The organism is Pararhizobium arenae (genome assembly GCF_001931685.1).
Classification (GTDB): Bacteria; Pseudomonadota; Alphaproteobacteria; order Rhizobiales; family Rhizobiaceae; genus Pararhizobium; species Pararhizobium arenae.
On the sequence record NZ_MOOY01000002.1, the window covers coordinates 435,713 to 454,421 of the forward strand.

The window sequence follows — 18,709 nt, forward strand, 5'->3', positions numbered from 1 at the left end:
CAGGCGCGGTCGTTCAGATAATATCACCGTCCGTCGAAGCGACCTAACCTCGTGAAGAACGCCGCAACGGTGGCCGCTGCGGCGTTTTTTATTTGGGTCAAACCGTCAATGGCGGATGGCCGTTGTTACTTGCAGGCGGCGACGTCGCCCGTGACGCCGGCGCAGGCTTCTTCCTTGGAGATCCAGCCCGCGTCGATGACGACGTTCAGGTTGTCCTTGGTGATCGGCAGCGGAGCGAGGAAGACGGACTTCATTTCGACGCCCTTCGGGCCGCCGTTGAAGGTGGTGACACCTTCGATTTCGTCCATGGTCTTGCCGCCAGCAAGCGTTGCTGCGATTTCAGCAGCGCGCTTGCCGAGTTCGCGGCTATCCTTCCAGACGGAGACCGTTTGCGTGCCGAGAGCGACGCGGTTCAGAGCAGCCTTGTCGGCGTCCTGACCCGAAACCGGAACGGAACCTGCGAGACCCTGGGCGTCAAGAGCTGCAACGGCGCCACCGGCCGTACCGTCGTTCGAAGCAACGACTGCATCGACCTTGTTGTCGTTTGCCGTCAGGAACTGCTCCATGTTCTTCTGGGCATTTTCCGGCTTCCAGCCGTCGGTGTAGGCTTCGCCGACGTTCTTGATCTTGCCCGCGTCGATGGCTTCCTTCAGCACTTCCTGCTGACCTGCGAAGAGGAAGTCAGCATTCGGGTCGGAAGACGAGCCCTTGATGAAGACGTAGTTGCCTTCCGGCTTTACCTTGAACACTTCGCGGGCCTGCATGCGGCCGACTTCCTTGTTGTCGAAGGTGATGTAGAAGGCAGCCGGGTTTTCGATCAGGCGGTCATAGCCGACGACCGGAATGCCTTCTGCGGCAGCCTTTTCGATGGCCGGGCCGATAGCATCCGAATCCTGAGCCAGGACGATGAGGGCGTTTGCACCCTGCGAGATCAAAGACTCGATGTCGGTGAGCTGCTTTGCGGCAGACGACTGGGCGTCAGCAGAGATGTACTTGTCGCCGGAAGCTTCGAGAGCGGCCTTGATGGCGGCTTCGTCGGTTTTCCAACGCTCTTCCTGGAAGTTCGACCAGGAAACGCCGACGACGAGATCCTTTGCCATGGCAGCGGTGTGCATGGACGTGATGATGGCAACACCTGCCATCAGCTTCAAAACTGATTTCATAAAGTCCTCCCAAGTGACTTGCCGACCGCCCGAGCGAACCTCCCGCCCGGCCCCCGGTCAGCACAAGACGTGTCGCTGGCCTCCAAAAAGGTTTTTCTCGACAGTCGAGAAAATAAATGTCAGAGTTTTCAAAGGCTGTCAACAAGTCATTCCAACTGCCGGGCAGGCTTGCAAACAGATGCTTGGGAGGGCATGTGTTTCCTCTGAAATTTAGGGACAAGGATCTGAAATGCTGACGAAATCCAGCACCGAACTGGTGCGTCAGCAAAACAGCGTTCTTGTGCTTTCCGCCCTCCGCCGCGGTGGGGCTGCATCTCACACGGAGCTTTCCACGCGAACAGGGCTTGCCTCTGCAACCGTCTCGGCGATCACAGCCGATCTGGAGCGGGCAGGGGTGCTGGAAAAGAGCGAACAGCAGGCGCTTGGTGGTCGCGGTCGTCCGCGCGTGCTGTTTTCGCAGCGGCGCGATTGCGGCTATCTGATCGCAGTCAGGATTTCCTCCGACACGGTGCAGTATTCGCTGGTCGATTATAGCGGACGGCTGATGGACCGCTTCGAGGAGCCACGCAACCACGGTGCGGGCGGTGCGGATGCCTTTCCAGGCGAGATCAAGGACGCCCTGTCGCGGCTTGTGGCTCGCTCCCACATCGACAAAGACGCGGTACTGGCGATCTCGATCAGCAGCAAGGGTACGGTCGATGCGATGAACCCGACCTTGCTGTGGTCGCCGCTCTTCGGCGGCCGGCAGTTTGATTTCGGCAAATTGCTTGCGCCAGAGTGGCGGGCCAAGGTTTCGCTGAACAACGAGACGCTGCTGGTCGCGCAGGCCCTGGCGTTGAAGGCAGACAAGGTGCCGGAGAGCAAGTTTCAGGCGCTTGCCGCCCTTTCCCTTGGCCACAGCATCGGGCTCGGTATTGCGCGTAAAAACCGTCAGGGCGAGATCGAGGCGACAGCTCCGAATTTTGGCCACATGCTCAACAGCGCCCAGGGCGGTCTCTGCCGGTGCGGTTCATACGGCTGCATCGAGGCCTCGGCCGGCTTTTACGGCATCCTGCGCTCAGCCTTTCAGGTGCCGCCGGATACGATCCCGGCAAAATTCGTTCCGCTTGCGGAGATGGACAAGATTGCCGCAAGTGCCCGGCAGGGAAACCGGATGGCGGAATATGCCTTTCGTCAGGCGGGCGTGGCGCTGGGCAACGGGCTTTCCCGTCTCATGAGTTTCTACGAACGCATGCCCGTGCACATTACCGGGCCGGGAACCCGCTATTTCGATCTCCTCCGACGCGGGATCGAGGAGGGGCTGGTGCAATCGCATGAAGTGCGTTTGCAGGGCATGCCCCAGATCTCGGTGAACCTTGAGGAGCAGAGGCTTGTCTTCGAGGGGCATCTCGATCGTGCCTTGACCGATGCGGACTACGATATCGTGGCGACCAAGGTTTCTTCCTCATAAAAAATGGGCCGGTGGTGAGCCGGCCCAAGTTGGGAGGATACTATGAGGACGTGCAGGTCAGGCGTCGATGCGCACCTGGCGCTTCTCGGCGACCGAGCGAACCGCCGCATCCGCCAACGCGAGAGCGGCTAGGCCGTCCTTGCCGGAAGGCGTGATGGTCGCGCCCTTTTCGATGGCGGCGATGAAGCTGGCGATCTCGTTGGCATAGGCTTCGGTATAGCGGGTCATGAAGAAATCGTGCAGCGGCGGGCGGGTATAGCCCTGGCCGTTGGCGATCTCGATCGAGACGGCGCGCTGGTTTTCGGCGGCCACCATGCCTTTCGAGCCGTGAACCTCGATGCGCTGGTCGTAGCCGTAAGTCGCGCGGCGCGAGTTGGAGATGACGGCCTGTTTGCCGCTTGCCGTTTCGAGAATGACGGACACGCTGTCGAAGTCGCCGGCCTTGCCGATCTCAGGGTCGACCAGCACGGACGCATGGGCGGTGACGGCCACCGGCTCTTCGCCGAGCAGGAAGCGGGCCATGTCGAAATCATGGATGGTCATGTCACGGAAAATGCCGCCGGAGCGCTTGATGTAATCCACCGGCGGGGCGCCGGGATCGCGCGAGGTGATCGTCACCATTTCGACAGCGCCGATCGCCCCATCATCGATGGCCTGCTTGACGGCCATGAAATGCGGGTCGAAGCGGCGGTTGAAGCCGACCATCAGCTTGCCCTTGGTGTCTTCGACGACCTTGAGGCATTCGCGGACACGATTGGCGTCGAGATCGACGGGCTTCTCGCAGAAGATCGCCTTGCCGACGCGCGCGAAGCGTTCGATGAGGTCGGCATGGGTATCGGTCGGCGTGCAGATGACGACGGCATCGATATCGCCGGCCTTCTCGATCGCATCGATCGTGCGGACGTCGCAGCCATAGTCCTTGGCAATCGCTTCGGCCGCTGCGGGCATGGCATCGGCAACGGCGACGAGAACGGCATCCGGATTGCCGCTGACGGCCTTGGCGTGAACCTTTCCGATACGGCCTGCGCCGAGAAGTGCAAATCTCACAGTCATGTTGGTTTCTCTCATTGTGGCGGCAGCGCCGCAGGGCAGGTTCGCATTCGCTGGCGGCGAAGGCGATGAACGTGTCATTGCGCAAGGGAAGGGCGTATCGTGACGCCTGGCCGTTCCTCCTATCGATTCTTTGATCCTCATCCTCCAAATCGGAACGAAACGACAATGTTCTAATGTTTCGGAATATTTATTCCATTTATGGGCGATCCGTCAAGGCTCCGTGTGTTCGCACTCTTGCAGTTGCTGCAAATATCCCCATAAGGCTTTGGGGCGGAAAGGCGCCATGCCTGCACGCAAACGTCAGGCCGGAGGAATGGTTAAGTGTTCAAGTTCATCGATGTGGATCATCCGTTTTATCGGCCGCTGTGGAGGCGACTGCTGATCGTGCTGTTCTGCGTCGCATGGACGGCAGTCGAGTTCTACAACGGTGCGACGACCTGGGGCTTTATTTTTCTGGCTGTTGGCGCTTACGCCGCTTGCTCGCTGCTGATCTTCTTCAATCCCAAGGACAAGATTGAAGCTGCTGCTGAAAACAAGCCGGCTGGCGACGACCCGGCCTGATACCCTCCGGTCAGGCGCCCTTACGCGCCATGATTTTCAAGCGCCGGAGCGCCTCGTCGATCAGCATGTTGGCGATCTTCATGCGCAGTGTGGCATTGGCCCGGAAATCTTCCGCAAACCTGTCCGGGTGATTTTCGCCCGCAAAACGGCGGCGCTTTTCCGTGAGCGACGCCACGGTTTCGATATCGGCAAGTCCCAGATCGGCAGCGATCTGATCCGGTGCTGTACGGCGCAGATGATCCGGCATGACCGGCTTGGGTTTCGGCTTCGGCGGTTTAAGCATCTCCTCGCCTGACGTTTCGAGATAAGCGTGGTGCACCATGATGCGATCGACATGGCCTGCCGCGGCAAAATTGCCGACAAAGGGCGCGGAAACGCTGGTCGCCATGACGGCAGATGGTTCCCCCGGCAGGTTTTCTGCTTCTTCAGCCTTCAATCGTTCCAGCACGGACTGGAAGACGGACATCCCGAACATAAAGCCTCCGCAAGCGGTCAAGTCTCAGCCCACCGCTATAGGCATAAGAGCATTATGCGAGGCTGATCATGCGGCGCTCTGCTTGAGAATCAGGTCATAAAGCAGGCGCGCGCTCGGCGGCAGATCACGTCCGCGGGCGGTGATGAGACCGAAGGGGCGAATGGTGATTTCGAAATCGGCCGGCAGGATGCGGATTGCGCCTACCGCCGTTCCGTTATCCGAAATGAGCGTCGCCACATCCTGTGCAACCGCGGCGATGGCGTTGGTGTTGCAGACGATGGCCAGGGTCAGGATTGTCGACGAGGTGTTGATGACGGTGGCGGGCAGGGGGATGCCAGCCGACAGGAAGCTGTCTTCGACGGCGCGGCGCAGCAGCGTTCCCGGCGGCTGAAATACCCAGTCGTAGAGGGGCAGATCCGACGTCGAGACGGTGGTGTTCTCCAGCAGCGGATGACCTTCGCGCACGATCAGGCAGACGTTTTCCATGCCGATCTCCACAAAGTTGAAGAGCCGCCGGTTCTGGTCGTCGGGAATGCGACCCAGCACGAAATCGTGGCGCGCGGCCAGAAGTTCGCGCACGAGAACGGTGCTGTTTTCGATCTGCAGGTCGATTTCGATGCCGGGATAGGCGGTCGAGACCTGCCGGATCGCGGGCACCGCGAGATTGAGCGCCGGCCCCGTGACGGACCCGATTGAAACGGAACCGCCGCTGCCCGTCTTCAGCTCGTTGATCTCGCGGGCGGTTTCTCGCAATTCCAGAAAGATCGTCCGGGCGCGTCGCGCCAATGTCTCGCCATATTGGGTGAGTTCGACGCCGCGTGCGACACGGGCGCAGAGCGGCACCTTGAGAATGGCCTCGATTTCTCCCAGCAGGCGTGAGGCGGCAGGCTGGGAGATGTTCAGAGCGTCGGCCGCGGCACTGATCTGCTTGTGATCCTCGATGGCGAGAATCAGCTGCAGGTGATTCATTTTCAGGCCCGAGCGCAGGATGCTCTTCTCGGAATAATCCACAGGCACAGACATCGGGTTTGTTTGTTCGTCCATGAATCCTCCCGGAAGCTAGTTCATGCCGTCAAAAATCACACTGTTGTCGTTTACTATATCGAAAATGATATGAAGGCACCAGAATATTGTATTTGACAGTTATGTTGAATGATTCCAGTTTGCCGCCATGTGCGCCAGCGCAGCGGGAGAGTGTAAGGCCTGGGAGGGCTTTCTTTCATCCTTTAGGTCTCCAACGAAGGTTTTCCGACCTTCGCATAAGCCGCGCTGCACATATCAGGTCGACCTCCGAGGGGGCGGTCTGGATCAACACTCAGGGAGAGATCTTATGAAATTTGTTACTTCGCTTCTCGCGGCCGCTGCCATCAGCGTCGCGTCGTTCGCGATGCCGGCTTTCGCCCAGGATAAGGGCGTTGTTGGTATCTCGATGCCGACCAAGACCTCGACGCGCTGGATTTCCGACGGCGAGACCATGGAAAAGCTGTTCACGGACGCCGGCTACACCCCGGACCTGCAGTTTGCTGACGACGACATTCCGAACCAGCTCGCCCAGATCGAAAACATGGTCACCAAGGGTGCCAAGGTTCTCATCATCGGCGCCATCGACGGCACGACGCTTTCGGACATCCTGGCCAAGGCTCACGAAGCCGGCGTCAAGGTCATCGCTTACGACCGCCTGATCCGCGATTCGGGTAACGTCGACTACTACGCCACCTTCGACAACTTCCAGGTTGGCGTTCTGCAGGCAACCAGCCTCGTTGAAGGCCTGAAGAAGAACTTCGCCGACGTCAAGCCGTGGAATGTTGAGCTCTTCGGCGGTTCGCCGGACGACAACAACGCCTTCTTCTTCTATGACGGCGCAATGTCGGTTCTGCAGCCGCTGATCGACAGCGGCGACATCGTGATCAAGTCCGGCCAGCAGGGCATGGACCAGGTCGGTACGCTGCGTTGGGACGGTGCCGTTGCACAGGCCCGCATGGAAAACCTTCTCTCCTCGACCTACACCGATGCACAGGTTAACGGCGTTCTGTCGCCCTACGATGGTCTTTCCATCGGCATCCTGTCGGCCCTCAAGGGCGTTGGCTACGGCTCGGGCGACCTGAAGATCCCGGTCGTGACCGGTCAGGACGCCGAACTGCCGTCCGTCAAGTCGATCCTCGCTGACGAACAGTATTCGACCGTCTTCAAGGACACCCGCGAACTGGCCAAGGTTGCTGTCACCATGACCGACGCCATCCTCGGCGGCAAGGAGCCGGAAGTGAACGACACGAAGACCTACGACAACGGCGTCAAGGTCATCCCGTCCTACCTGCTGAAGCCTGTTGCTGTTGACAAGACCAACGCCAAGGACATCCTCGTCGGCGCCGGTTACTACACGGAAGACCAGATCAACAACTGATCTGTTCCAGTCCCATCGGGGTCCGCGATTTGATCGCGGGCCCTTTCTCGTGATGAGGGAGCTTGCACTTACGGTCGGTCTGGCCTCATCATCCCTAAAAGACCACCGCTGGAATGCCTGAACATGGACAATATCATTCTCGAAATGCGGAGCATCACCAAGACGTTTCCTGGTGTCAAAGCTCTGGACAATGTCAGCTTCAAGGTCCGCGAAGGTGAAATTCACGCACTTGTCGGCGAAAACGGCGCCGGCAAATCGACGCTGATGAAGGTGTTGAGCGGCGTGTATCCCGCCGGCACCTATGAAGGCGAGATCCATTACGACGGCGAGCTTCGCCAGTTCTCGACGATCTCCGACAGCGAACATATCGGCATCATCATCATTCACCAGGAGCTGGCGCTTGTTCCGCTGCTCTCGATCGCGGAAAACATCTTCCTCGGCAACGAGATCGCGACGAACGGCGTCATCAACTGGAAAGAGACTTTTGCGCGCACGCAGGAGCTTTTGAAAAAGGTTGGCCTCAACGAAGCGCCGCCGACCCTGATCACGGATATCGGCGTCGGCAAGCAGCAGCTGGTGGAAATCGCCAAGGCGTTGTCGAAGAAGGTTCGCCTCCTGATCCTCGACGAGCCGACCGCATCGCTCAACGAAACGGACAGTGACGCGCTCCTGAAGCTGCTGATGGAATTCCGCAAGCAGGGCATGACCTCGATCATCATCTCGCACAAGCTGAACGAGATCAAAAAGGTCGCCGACAAGATCACCATTCTGCGCGATGGCGGCACGGTCGAGACACTCGACTGTCACCATGAAGACATCAGTGAAGACCGTATCATCAAGGGCATGGTCGGCCGCGACATGGAAGACCGCTACCCGCCGCGCGAGCCCAAGATCGGCGAGACGTTGCTCGAGGTGAAGAACTGGAACGTCTTCCACCAGCAGCACCGCGACCGCCAGTTCCTGCACGATATCAACTTCAACGTCCGCGCCGGCGAAGTCGTCGGTATCGCGGGCCTGATGGGCGCCGGCCGCACCGAAACGGCAATGAGCATCTTCGGACGGTCCTGGGGGCACAAGATCACCGGCGACGTCTCGATCCGCGGCAAGCAGGTCGATGTCAGCACGATCCCGAAGGCGATCGATGCCGGCCTTGCCTATGTGACGGAAGACCGCAAGCATCTCGGCCTCGTGCTGATCGACAACATCCTGCACAACACGACGCTTTCGAACCTCGAAGCGGTGTCGTCGGCAGGCGTGATCAACGATCATGAGGAACGCAAGGTCGCGTCCGACTATCGCCAGAAGCTGCGCATCCGTTCGCACTCGATCTATCAGGAAACAGTCAACCTCTCGGGCGGCAATCAGCAGAAGGTTGTTCTGTCCAAGTGGCTGTTTACCAATCCCGAGGTCCTGATCCTCGACGAACCGACGCGCGGTATCGACGTCGGCGCGAAATATGAAATCTACACCATCATCAACCAGCTTGCCGCAGAGGGTAAGGGCATCCTCATGATCTCGTCCGAGATGCCTGAACTTCTCGGAACCTGCGACCGCATCTACGTCATGAACGAGGGACGCATCGTGGCCGAGCTTTCCAAGGCTGAAGCCAGCCAGGAGTCTATCATGCGCGCCATCATGCGTTCCGGGGAGAAACACTAATCATGGTCACCGAAACCAAAACAACCCAGTCCGTCGGCGACTACCTGCGAGCCAATATCCGTGAATACGGCCTTCTGGTCGCGCTCGTCGTCATCATGGTCTTCTTTCAGGTCGTCACCGGCGGCGTTCTCTTCCGTCCGGTCAACATCACCAACCTGATCCTGCAGAACTCGTTCATCGTCATCATGGCGCTGGGCATGCTGCTGATCATCGTCGCGGGTCACATCGACCTGTCGGTCGGCTCGATCGTCGCCTTCACCGGCGGCCTGTCGGCGATCATGCTGGTCAAATGGGGCATCCACTATTCGATCGTCGTGCCGGTCTGCCTTGTCCTGGGCGGTCTCGTTGGCGCCGCTCAGGGTTACTGGGTCGCCTACCAGAAGATCCCGGCCTTCATCGTGACGCTCGCCGGCATGCTCGTGTTCCGCGGCCTGACCTACCTCATCCTGCAGAACCGCCCGATCGGCCCGTTCCCGAAGGATTTCCAGTCGCTCTCGACCGGCTTTATTCCGGACTTCCTGTATTTCCTCAACCCCGCTCCCGGCGTCATCACGAACTTCGCTGCGCTCGCCGTCGTCGTTGTTCTGGTCGCGCTGGCGTTCTACTACGGTCTTAAGAACCGCAAGGAAAACGAGAAGCACGGCACCGAAAACGAGCCTTTCGGCTTCTTTATCGCGCAGATGGGCATCATCGCCGTCGTTGCGATTTTCCTCGGCTTCCAGCTGTCGACCTACAAGGGCTTCCCGAACGTCCTCGTCGTCATGGCTTTGCTGATTGCGCTCTATACCTTCATCACGACGCGCTCGACCGTTGGTCGTCGGATCTATGCGATGGGCGGTAACGAGAAGGCTGCCAAGCTCTCGGGTATCAACACCGAACGCCTGACCTTCTATACCTTCGTCAACATGGGTGTTCTCGCCGCTCTCGCCGGCATGATCATCGCGGCCCGTCTCAACTCGGCAACCCCGAAGGCCGGCGTCGGCTTCGAACTCGACGTTATCGCAGCCTGCTTCATCGGCGGCGCTTCGGCCTCCGGCGGCGTTGGCAAGATCACCGGTGCCGTCATCGGCGCGTTCATCATGGGCGTCATGAACAACGGCATGTCGATCATGGGTCTCGGCATCGACTACCAGCAGCTCGTCAAGGGTCTGGTCCTGCTCGCGGCCGTCTTCTTCGACGTCTACAACAAGAACAAGGGCTGAGCCCAAACCTCTATCCCGCGCGGTTTCGACCGCGTGGGCCATGCTATTTGGCGCGCGTCCACATGTCGGATGTACGTCCATCAGAATGCCTTGAACGTGGCGATCCGATCGCCCAATTGAGAGGGCAACGCCCTCCCGTGGATGCTCCGCTTCTGCCGGCCGTGTTGCCGCCCGGACGTCCGACTTTAGAGAAGAGGACAGAATTGTGCTGATTTCCCAGGTCAAGAACGCCGACGGCTCCATCACGGTCGCAGTTCGCGATAACGGCGGCGAGGCGCGCGCGGTCAAGGGTGCCGCGAGCGTGCATGCGCTCGCGCTGGAAGCCGCCAATTCCGGCAAGAGCCTGAAGGCTGTCATCGATGAGAAGGGTCTTGGCGATATCGTTGACCTGCAGGACGCTTATGCCAAGGGCCTGTTCCTGCCGCCGATCACCCATGCCGATCCGGCACACCTGCATCTGACCGGTACCGGTCTCACCCATCTCGGTTCCGCCGCGACGCGCGATGCCATGCACGCTGCCGTTTCCAAGGTGGAGGAGGGCGCGACCGACACCATGAAGATGTTCAAGATGGGCCTCGAAGGCGGCAAGCCGAAGCCTGGCGAAAAGGGCGTTCAGCCCGAGTGGTTCTACAAGGGCAATGGCACGCAGTCGATCGCGCCGGGTGCTGACCTCGTTTCCCCGTCCTTTGCCGAAGATGGCGGTGAAGAGCCGGAAATGGCCGGGATCTACGTCATCTCCGACAAGGGCACGCCGTTCCGCATCGGCTTTGCCGTTGCCAACGAATTCTCCGACCACGTTACCGAGCGTGTGAACTATCTCTACCTCGCGCATTCGAAGCTGCGTCCGGCGAGCTTCGGCCCGGAAATCCGCGTCGGGGAAGCGCCCGCCGATATCCGCGGCGCGTCGCGCATCATCCGGGATGGCGAGGTTGTCTGGGAAAAGCCGTTTTTGTCCGGCGAAACCAACATGTCGCACACCTTCGCCAACCTCGAATACCATCACTTCAAGTACGGCATCTTCCGCGAGCCGGGCGATGTGCATGTCCATATGTTCGGCACCGCGACGCTGTCTTTCGGTGACGGCTTCAAGACGCAGGCCGGCGATGTGTTTGAAATCGAAGCAGGCGAGTTCGGCTTGCCGCTTCGCAATACGCTGGCCATTGCCGGCGAGGAAGAAATCGTGATCGGCCAGCTCTGAGCGGGTCGTTCGTTTCCTGGCGAGTGACCGCGGTGGCGGCGCTCGCGTCAGAACCAAGGAGGGCTTAAGCCCATGACACTTCATCAGAACCTGATTGCCGGCGAATGGGTCGGCAGCAACGGCGTTGAAAACATCAACCCGTCGAACACCAACGAAGTTATCGGTCTCTACGCCACCGCATCTGCGGATGACGTCAGGACCGCGATTGCCGCCGCCAAGCAGGCTTTCCCGGCCTGGTCGCGCTCGGGCATCCTGGAGCGCCACGCGATCCTGAAGAAGACCTCCGACGAGATCATGGCCCGCAAGGAAGAGCTCGGCCGCCTGCTTGCCCGCGAGGAGGGCAAGACACTTCCGGAAGCCATCGGCGAAACCATTCGCGCCGGCCAGATCTTCGACTTCTTTGCCGGTGAGGCCCTGCGCCTTGCAGGCGAAGTGCTGCCGTCGGTTCGTCCGAACATCGGCGTCGAGATCACCCGCGAAGCTGTCGGCGTCGTCGGCATCATTACGCCGTGGAACTTTCCGATCGCTATTCCGGCCTGGAAGATCGCGCCGGCGCTCTGCTACGGCAACACCGTCGTCTTCAAGCCGGCCGAGCTGGTTCCGGGCTGCGCCCACGCCATTGTCGATATTCTGCACCGCGCCGGCCTGCCGAAGGGCGTCCTGAACCTCGTCATGGGCAAGGGCTCGGTCGTCGGTCAGGCGATGCTCGACAGCGCCGATCTTGCTGCCATCACCTTCACCGGCTCGACCGGCACGGGCAAGCGTGTGGCTGCCGCCTCCATCGAACATAACCGCAAGTTCCAGCTGGAAATGGGCGGCAAGAACCCGATGATCGTTCTCGACGACGCCGACCTTACCGTTGCCGTCGAAGCGGCTGCAAACTCCGGCTTCTTCTCGACCGGTCAGCGTTGCACCGCATCCTCGCGCCTGATCGTCACGGAAGGCATCCACGACAAGTTCGTTGCAGCCCTGACTGAAAAACTCAAGACGCTGGTTGTCGACGATGCGCTGAAGGCCGGCACCCATATCGGCCCCGTTGTCGACGAGCGCCAGCTGGCGACGGACACGGATTACATCGACATCGGCAAAAAGGAAGGCGCCAAGCTCGCTTTCGGCGGTGACACTATCACCCGCGAAAACCCGGGCTTCTACCTGCAGCCGACGCTGTTTACCGAAGCCACCAATCAGATGCGCATCAGCCGCGAAGAGATCTTCGGACCGGTCGCCTCCGTCATCCGCGTCAAGGATTACGAGGAAGCGCTCGCCGTTGCCAACGACACGCCGTTCGGCCTGTCGGCGGGTATCGCGACGACCAGTCTGAAGCATGCAACGCATTTCAAGCGCAACTCGGAAGCCGGCATGGTCATGGTCAACCTGCCGACGGCGGGTGTCGACTTCCACGTGCCCTTCGGCGGCCGCAAGGCCTCGTCCTTCGGTTCGCGCGAGCAGGGCAAGTATGCCGCCGAGTTCTTCACCACCGTCAAGACCGCGTACACGCTGGCGTAACGCATTTTTCGCCGGGTCGGCTCGTGCCGGCCCGGTATCTCAAAGGACAAGGCAATGTTCAAGAAAGCACAATGGCCGCGGCAGCTGCGGTCGCAGCATTGGTACGGCGGCACCAGCCGTGACGTGATCTACCACCGCGGCTGGATGAAGAACCAGGGCTACCCGCACGACTTGTTCGATGGCCGCCCGGTGATCGGCATCCTCAACACCTGGTCGGACATGACCCCGTGCAACGGCCACCTGCGCGAACTCGCCGAAAAGGTGAAGGCCGGCATTTGGGAAGCCGGTGGTTTCCCGATGGAAGTGCCGGTATTCTCGGCCTCGGAAAACACCTTCCGTCCGACGGCCATGATGTACCGCAACCTTGCGGCGCTCTCGATCGAGGAAACCATTCGCGGCCAGCCTATGGATGGCTGCGTGCTGATGGTCGGCTGTGACAAGACCACGCCGTCGCTGCTGATGGCGGCTGCTTCGGTCGATCTGCCGTCGATCGTCGTTACCGGCGGCCCGATGCTGAACGGCTATTTCCGCGGCGAGCGCGTCGGCTCCGGCACGCACCTGTGGAAGTTCTCCGAAATGGTGAAGGCCGGCGAGATGACGCAGGAAGAGTTCCTTGAAGCGGAAGCTTCGATGAGCCGTTCTTCCGGCACCTGCAACACCATGGGCACCGCCTCGACCATGGCGTCGATGGCTGAAGCCCTCGGGATGGCGCTCTCCGGCAATGCCGCGATCCCGGGCGTCGACTCGCGTCGCAAGGTCATGGCCCAGCTCACCGGTCGCCGCATCGTGCAGATGGTCAAGGACGACCTGAAGCCATCGGACATCATGACCAAGCAGGCCTTCGAAAACGCTATCCGCACCAATGCGGCCATCGGCGGTTCGACCAATGCCGTCATCCACCTGCTCGCCATGGCCGGCCGCGTCGGCATCGACCTGACGCTGGACGACTGGGACCGCTGTGGTCGCGACGTTCCGACGATCGTCAACCTGATGCCGTCGGGCAAATACCTGATGGAAGAGTTCTTCTACGCCGGCGGCCTGCCGGTGGTGCTGAAGCGCCTCGGCGAAGCCGGGCTTCTGCACAAGGATGCGCTCACCGTTTCCGGCGAAAGCGTCTGGGATGAAGTCAAGGACGTCGTCAACTGGAACGAAGACGTCATCCTGCCGGCCGAGAAGGCGCTGACCCAGTCCGGTGGCATCGTCGTCGTTCGCGGCAACCTTGCTCCGAAGGGCGCGGTTCTGAAGCCGTCGGCTGCTTCCCCGCATCTGCTGACGCATCGCGGCCGCGCCGTCGTGTTCGAAGACATCGACGACTACAAGGCGAAGATCAACGACGACAATCTCGACATCGACGAGACGTGCGTCATGGTCATGAAGAACTGTGGTCCGAAGGGCTATCCGGGTATGGCCGAAGTCGGCAACATGGGCCTTCCGCCCAAGGTGCTGAAGAAGGGCATCACCGATATGGTGCGCATCTCCGACGCCCGTATGTCCGGCACGGCCTACGGTACCGTCGTCCTGCACACCTCGCCGGAAGCTGCCGTCGGTGGCCCGCTCGCTGTCATCAAGAACGGTGACATGATCGAGCTGGACGTTCCGAACCGTCGTCTGCATGTCGACATTTCCGACGAGGAAATGGCCCGTCGTCTGGCCGAATGGAAGCCGCAGCACGAGTTGCCGACCTCCGGCTACGCCTGGCTGCACCAGCAGCACGTCCAGGGCGCCGACACCGGCGCCGACCTCGACTTCCTCAAGGGATGTCGCGGCAGCGCAGTCGGCAAGGATAGCCACTGATCGGAGTTTTACAGGTTTGAGTTTGAGAGAAAGGCGGGGTACAGACCTCGCCTTTTTTCATTTGGTGACCGGCTTGCCAGATCTCTTTTTAAAAGAGCACATCAGGACTATATTTCCGTTCATCTGTACAGGAGATATGTACATGAATGAGAAAACGGTTGGCGCAGCTGAGTTCAAGGCTAACTGCCTTAATCTTATCGACAAGATGGCAGATGACGGCGAACCCGTCATCGTCACAAAGCGTGGAAGGCCCGTCGCGCGGCTTTCGCCGATACGCGTAGCTGACGTACCCACCAGCATCATCGGTGCGATGAAGGGGAGCGTTTCTGGTTACGATGATCCTTTCTCCCCGGCGACGGATGCCGGTGACTGGGATGCCGAGACGTGATCCTTCTCGACACACACGTTCTTGTCTGGGCTGTTCATGACGATGGCCGGCTGGGCAGAAAGGCGCGGGCGATCATCGAAGATTGTACCCGCAACAGCCGTGTTCTGGTCTCGGCGATCACCCCTTGGGAGATTGCCATGCTCTCGGAGAAGGGGAGTCTTGTCTTGAACGATGATGTGGCACGCTGGATCGATCGTGTTCTGGCTTTGCCGGGCATAAAGCTGGCGGCGCTGGAGCCACAGATTGCGGTGGGAAGTGTGAGATTGCCGGGCATTTTTCATCCGGACCCAGCCGATCGGATGATCGTTGCGACGGCGCGCTTTCATCAGGTGCCACTGATGACGGCTGATCAGGCTGTACTTGCCTATGGCGATGAAGGACATGTCGATGTCCTTCCAGCGTCCCAATAATTAAAGACTGATCAGCTCCGGTTCGCACACGGCTGTTGCCGCGCCGATCCGGGTGACCCTCGGTGGGGCAATTGCGGTGCTGGCCCAGATCCTTGGATGAATGCCAACAAACGCCTTGCCGATTGAAATCAATCGACATCTGAAAGCTTCGATCAGCTTTGCGACTGGCTCTGCCCCTGCTTCTGCTCGACCGTGACGGCTACTTTCAGGCTCTCGTTGGCCGAGCCATGGACGAGGCCTGAGATCGGCGCCGCATCCTTGTAATCAAGACCGGAGGCGATGCGGACGTAGCGGTCGTCCGGACACATCTTGTTGGCGGCATCGAAGCCGACCCAGCCGAGGCCGTTCAGATGAACCTCCGCCCACGCGTGGGTCGCAGTCTGTTCCGGGTGATCGTCCATCATGAGGTAACCGGAGACATAGCGTGCCGGCAGGCCCAGCGTTCGGGCGGCTGCGACGAATATGTGGGCGTGATCCTGGCATACGCCGCTGCCCTTTTCCAGCGCTTGATCGGCGGTCGTTTCGGTTTCTGTTGCGCCGGTTTTGTACTCAACGCGTTCATGAATTTCGCCCATCAGCGCATGCATGCGGGCAAGATCGCTGTCGCCGGCGGTTGATTTCGCCATGTTGCGGATGGGCTTGGTCTTCTTCGTCAGCGGCGTCTCGCGCAGGTAGAGCCACAGCGGCGTGTAGCCAAGATGCTGGCCGAAGACACCGGCCTTGTCTTCGGTTTCGATTTCGCCGGACGCGGTGATGCGGATCGCACTTCGCTCGGCATTGACGCTGACCAGATTGGTGTGGTTGCCGAAATGGTCGTCGTAACCGACTTCGAGATTGGCGCCTTCGACGGTGATATCCCAGCCGAGAACGGTCTGGCCCGGCTGGTTGTGCGGTGTCAGGCGCAGTCTTTGCAGCGCGTACTGCACCGGTTCGTCATAGCTGTATTCGGTGGTGTGGCTGATTTTCAGACGCATGGGTATCTCCGTTCCGAAACTCAGTAAAACCGATAACCGTCGGAGATTTCCTGGCCCAGACGGTTGTTGTCGCTTATGAAATTCTCGATGTATTCGTGCAGGCCCTGATCCATCACATCCTTGATCGAATGATTGCGCAGCGAGGCGAGGGTCTTTTCCGCCGTTTCATGGGCATTGTGCCGCTCACCATACTCGCGGGCGAGATAGCCGAGATTGCTAACGATCTTGTCGTAACAATAGGCAAGCGAACGCGGCATGCGGCCGTTGAGGATCAGGAAATCGGCAATGTTGGACGATTTGTATTCCGCTTCATAGACCCAGCCATAGGAGCGATGGGCGGAAACGGAACGCAGGATCGACTCCCACTGGACATTGTCAATGGAAGAGCCGACCTGGGAGACGGCCGGCAGCAGAACGTAATACTTCACATCAAGGATGCGGGCCGTGTTGTCGGCGCGCTCGATGAAGGTGCCGATGCGCGAGAAGTTGAAGATCTCGTTGCGCAGCATTGTGCCGTGAAAGGCGCCACGGATCAGGCCGGTGCGCCGCTTGATGGTGTCGATCACCTCCGGCAGTTCGGTGGGCTTCACCCGGCGGGCAAGCAGCGCCTTCATGTCGAGATAACACTCGTTCACGGCCTCCCAGGTCTCACGGGTCAGTGCCGTGCGCACCATGCGCGCATTGCTGCGGCCGGTCTCGATACAGGAAAGCACGCTTGATGGATTGGCTTTCTCGCGCAGCAGGAAATCGATGGCATCGGCGCTGGAGGTCTTTTCGTAGCGCTCGTCATAGATGTCGCGAATGCCGGAGCTTTGGAGCACGCCATTCCAATCGTCTTCCGTCGCTTCAGAGCGGGTGAGTGACATGCGAAGGCCGGCATCCACGAGGCGCGCGCTGTTTTCAGCCCGTTCGATATACCGGAACATCCAGTAGAGGCCGTTTGCGGTTCTTCCAAGCATGCGTATCAGTCCTCCAGAACCCAGGTATCCTTGGTGCCGCCGCCCTGGCTGGAATTGACTACCAGGGAGCCGGCCTTCAGGGCCACGCGGGTCAAACCGCCCGGAATGATCTGTACCTTGTCGGATACGAGCACATAGGGCCGAAGGTCGACGTGACGCGGCGCAATGCCTTTGTTCACGAGGATCGGCACGGTGGAAAGGGAAAGCGTGGGTTGCGCGATGTAGTTGTTTGGGCGCGCCTTCAGCTTTTCGGCAAAGGTCGCACGCTCCCGTTTCGACGCCGTCGGGCCGACGAGCATGCCGTATCCGCCTGAGCCGTGGACTTCCTTGACGACGAGGTCGGCAAGATTGTCGAGCACGTATTGCAAGCTGTCGGTTTCCGAGCAACGCCACGTCGGCACGTTCTCAAGCAGGGCCTTGCGGCCGGTATAGAACTCGACGATCTCCGGCATGTAGGAATAGATTGCCTTGTCGTCGCAGATACCGGTGCCCGGCGCATTGGCGATGGTGATGTTGCCGGCGCGGTAGACATCCATGATGCCGGGAATGCCAAGCGCCGATTCTGGCTTGAACGTCAGCGGATCGAGGTAGTCGTCGTCGACGCGGCGATAGAGCACGTCGATCGCCTCGTATCCACGCGTCGTGCGCATCTTCACCTTGCCGTCGATGACGCGAAGGTCCGATCCTTCTACCAGTTCCACGCCCATCATGTCTGCAAGAAAGGCGTGCTCGTAATAGGCGGAGTTGTAGATGCCGGGGGTGAGAACGGCGACACGTGGCTTTCCGGTGCATCCGGGAGGCGCGAGCGAGGCAAGGCTGTGGCGCAGCAGGTAAGGGTAGTTTTCGACCGGGCGCACGCGGTTCTGATGGAAGAGTTCCGGAAACATCTGCATCATCGTTTCGCGGTTTTCCAGCATGTAGCTGACGCCGGACGGCGTGCGGGCATTGTCTTCCAGAACGTAGAACTGGTCTTCACCGGTGCGCACGATATCGGTGCCGACGATGTGGGTGTAGACGCCGCCGGGCGGGCGAAAACCGATCATCTGCGGCAGGAAGGCTTCGTTGCGCTCGATCAGTTCGCGGGGGATACGTCCGGCCTTGATAATCTCCTGCTTGTGGTAGATGTCGTCGAGAAAGGCGTTGAGGGCGATGACACGCTGTTCGATGCCCTGCGCGAGACGGCGCCATTCGCGGCCGGAGATGATGCGGGGGATGAGATCGAAGGGGATGAGCTTTTCGGAACTGTCGGCGTGGCCATAGACGGCGAATGTGATGCCGGTCTTGCGAAAGATGTTTTCGGCCTCTTTCGATTTGGCAATCAGGCGGGCCCTGTCCTGATTGTCGTACCATTCATTGTAAGTCGTATAAGGCTGGCGCGGGCTATTGTCCGCATTCATCATTTCGTCAAATGCCAACGGTTTGGTCCCCTTTTTTTGTCATTTGAGTACAACGCGATAAGCAATGCAAGAAGCATGCTCATCCCGGGGCAAAAGAAATTCAACGGCGGTTCTGCTGG

The 18,709-nt window shown here is 59.9% G+C and carries 17 protein-coding genes; 10 read left to right on the forward strand and 7 right to left on the reverse strand.

The features are described 5' to 3' along the window. Window positions 1-125: 125 nt before the first annotated feature. The gene (xylF, locus tag BLX89_RS05440; RefSeq protein ID WP_075289626.1) at window positions 126-1,163 is read right to left on the reverse strand and encodes a D-xylose ABC transporter substrate-binding protein; all 1,038 of its coding nucleotides are present in this window, start codon (window positions 1,161-1,163) and stop codon (window positions 126-128) included. Window positions 1,164-1,392: 229 nt separating this feature from the next. Between xylF and BLX89_RS05445 the strand changes: the two genes are divergently transcribed. Beyond that, complete coding sequence (locus tag BLX89_RS05445; protein ID WP_075289627.1) at window positions 1,393-2,613, forward strand: ROK family transcriptional regulator; 1,221 nt, start codon at window positions 1,393-1,395, stop codon at window positions 2,611-2,613. Window positions 2,614-2,670: 57 nt separating this feature from the next. On the opposite strand, the gene iolG is transcribed toward BLX89_RS05445, so the two are convergent. Continuing rightward, window positions 2,671-3,666, reverse strand: coding sequence for an inositol 2-dehydrogenase (gene iolG / locus BLX89_RS05450; RefSeq protein ID WP_075289628.1), 996 nt, complete (start codon window positions 3,664-3,666; stop codon window positions 2,671-2,673). 321 nt (window positions 3,667-3,987) lie between these two features. Between iolG and BLX89_RS05455 the strand changes: the two genes are divergently transcribed. Further along, window positions 3,988-4,227, forward strand: coding sequence for a hypothetical protein (locus BLX89_RS05455; protein WP_075289629.1), 240 nt, complete (start codon window positions 3,988-3,990; stop codon window positions 4,225-4,227). Window positions 4,228-4,237: 10 nt separating this feature from the next. Here BLX89_RS05455 and BLX89_RS05460 read toward each other — a convergent pair whose 3' ends face one another. After that, entirely contained in the window at window positions 4,238-4,702 is a 465-nt protein-coding gene (locus tag BLX89_RS05460; RefSeq protein ID WP_075289630.1) for a hypothetical protein, read from the reverse strand. Between the two features lie 66 nt (window positions 4,703-4,768). Further along, window positions 4,769-5,746 (reverse strand): LysR family transcriptional regulator, encoded by a 978-nt coding sequence (locus BLX89_RS05465; RefSeq protein ID WP_075289631.1) that lies wholly within the window; start codon window positions 5,744-5,746, stop codon window positions 4,769-4,771. A 286-nt stretch (window positions 5,747-6,032) separates the two neighbouring features. On the opposite strand from BLX89_RS05465, the gene chvE reads away from it, so the two are divergent. From chvE to BLX89_RS05505, 8 genes are all read left to right on the forward strand, one after another. Continuing rightward, on the forward strand, window positions 6,033-7,103 hold the full coding sequence (gene chvE / locus BLX89_RS05470; RefSeq protein ID WP_075289632.1) for a multiple monosaccharide ABC transporter substrate-binding protein: 1,071 nt from the start codon (window positions 6,033-6,035) through the stop codon (window positions 7,101-7,103). 123 nt (window positions 7,104-7,226) lie between these two features. Continuing rightward, window positions 7,227-8,762: a multiple monosaccharide ABC transporter ATP-binding protein gene (gene mmsA, locus BLX89_RS05475; RefSeq protein ID WP_075289633.1), complete on the forward strand. Its 1,536-nt coding sequence runs from the start codon at window positions 7,227-7,229 to the stop codon at window positions 8,760-8,762. A 2-nt stretch (window positions 8,763-8,764) separates the two neighbouring features. Beyond that, complete coding sequence (mmsB, locus tag BLX89_RS05480) at window positions 8,765-9,964, forward strand: multiple monosaccharide ABC transporter permease (protein WP_075289634.1); 1,200 nt, start codon at window positions 8,765-8,767, stop codon at window positions 9,962-9,964. A 205-nt stretch (window positions 9,965-10,169) separates the two neighbouring features. After that, window positions 10,170-11,162, forward strand: a complete 993-nt coding sequence (araD1, locus tag BLX89_RS05485; RefSeq protein ID WP_075289635.1) for an AraD1 family protein — start codon at window positions 10,170-10,172, stop codon at window positions 11,160-11,162. A gap of 72 nt (window positions 11,163-11,234) precedes the next feature. Then, window positions 11,235-12,668, forward strand: coding sequence for an aldehyde dehydrogenase family protein (locus tag BLX89_RS05490; RefSeq protein WP_075289636.1), 1,434 nt, complete (start codon window positions 11,235-11,237; stop codon window positions 12,666-12,668). Window positions 12,669-12,722: 54 nt separating this feature from the next. Further along, entirely contained in the window at window positions 12,723-14,462 is a 1,740-nt protein-coding gene (gene araD, locus BLX89_RS05495) for an L-arabinonate dehydratase (RefSeq protein WP_075289637.1), read from the forward strand. Between the two features lie 142 nt (window positions 14,463-14,604). Then, window positions 14,605-14,850, forward strand: a complete 246-nt coding sequence (locus BLX89_RS05500) for a type II toxin-antitoxin system Phd/YefM family antitoxin (protein WP_075289638.1) — start codon at window positions 14,605-14,607, stop codon at window positions 14,848-14,850. Further along, window positions 14,847-15,260: a type II toxin-antitoxin system VapC family toxin gene (locus tag BLX89_RS05505; protein WP_075289639.1), complete on the forward strand. Its 414-nt coding sequence runs from the start codon at window positions 14,847-14,849 to the stop codon at window positions 15,258-15,260. The genes BLX89_RS05500 and BLX89_RS05505 overlap by 4 nt, the downstream gene beginning before the upstream one ends. Window positions 15,261-15,412: 152 nt before the next feature. Here the strand turns inward: BLX89_RS05505 and BLX89_RS05510 are convergent, their stop codons facing one another. The 3 genes from BLX89_RS05510 to BLX89_RS05520 are packed head-to-tail and all read right to left on the reverse strand — an operon-like array spanning window position 15,413 to window position 18,593. Further along, the gene (locus BLX89_RS05510) at window positions 15,413-16,234 is read right to left on the reverse strand and encodes a transglutaminase family protein (protein ID WP_075289640.1); all 822 of its coding nucleotides are present in this window, start codon (window positions 16,232-16,234) and stop codon (window positions 15,413-15,415) included. A 20-nt stretch (window positions 16,235-16,254) separates the two neighbouring features. Beyond that, a complete protein-coding gene (locus BLX89_RS05515) occupies window positions 16,255-17,193 on the reverse strand; it encodes an alpha-E domain-containing protein (RefSeq protein WP_075289641.1) in 939 nt (312 codons plus the stop codon). Window positions 17,194-17,198: 5 nt separating this feature from the next. Beyond that, window positions 17,199-18,593 (reverse strand): circularly permuted type 2 ATP-grasp protein, encoded by a 1,395-nt coding sequence (locus BLX89_RS05520; protein WP_075289642.1) that lies wholly within the window; start codon window positions 18,591-18,593, stop codon window positions 17,199-17,201. Between the last annotated feature and the right edge of the window lie 116 nt (window positions 18,594-18,709).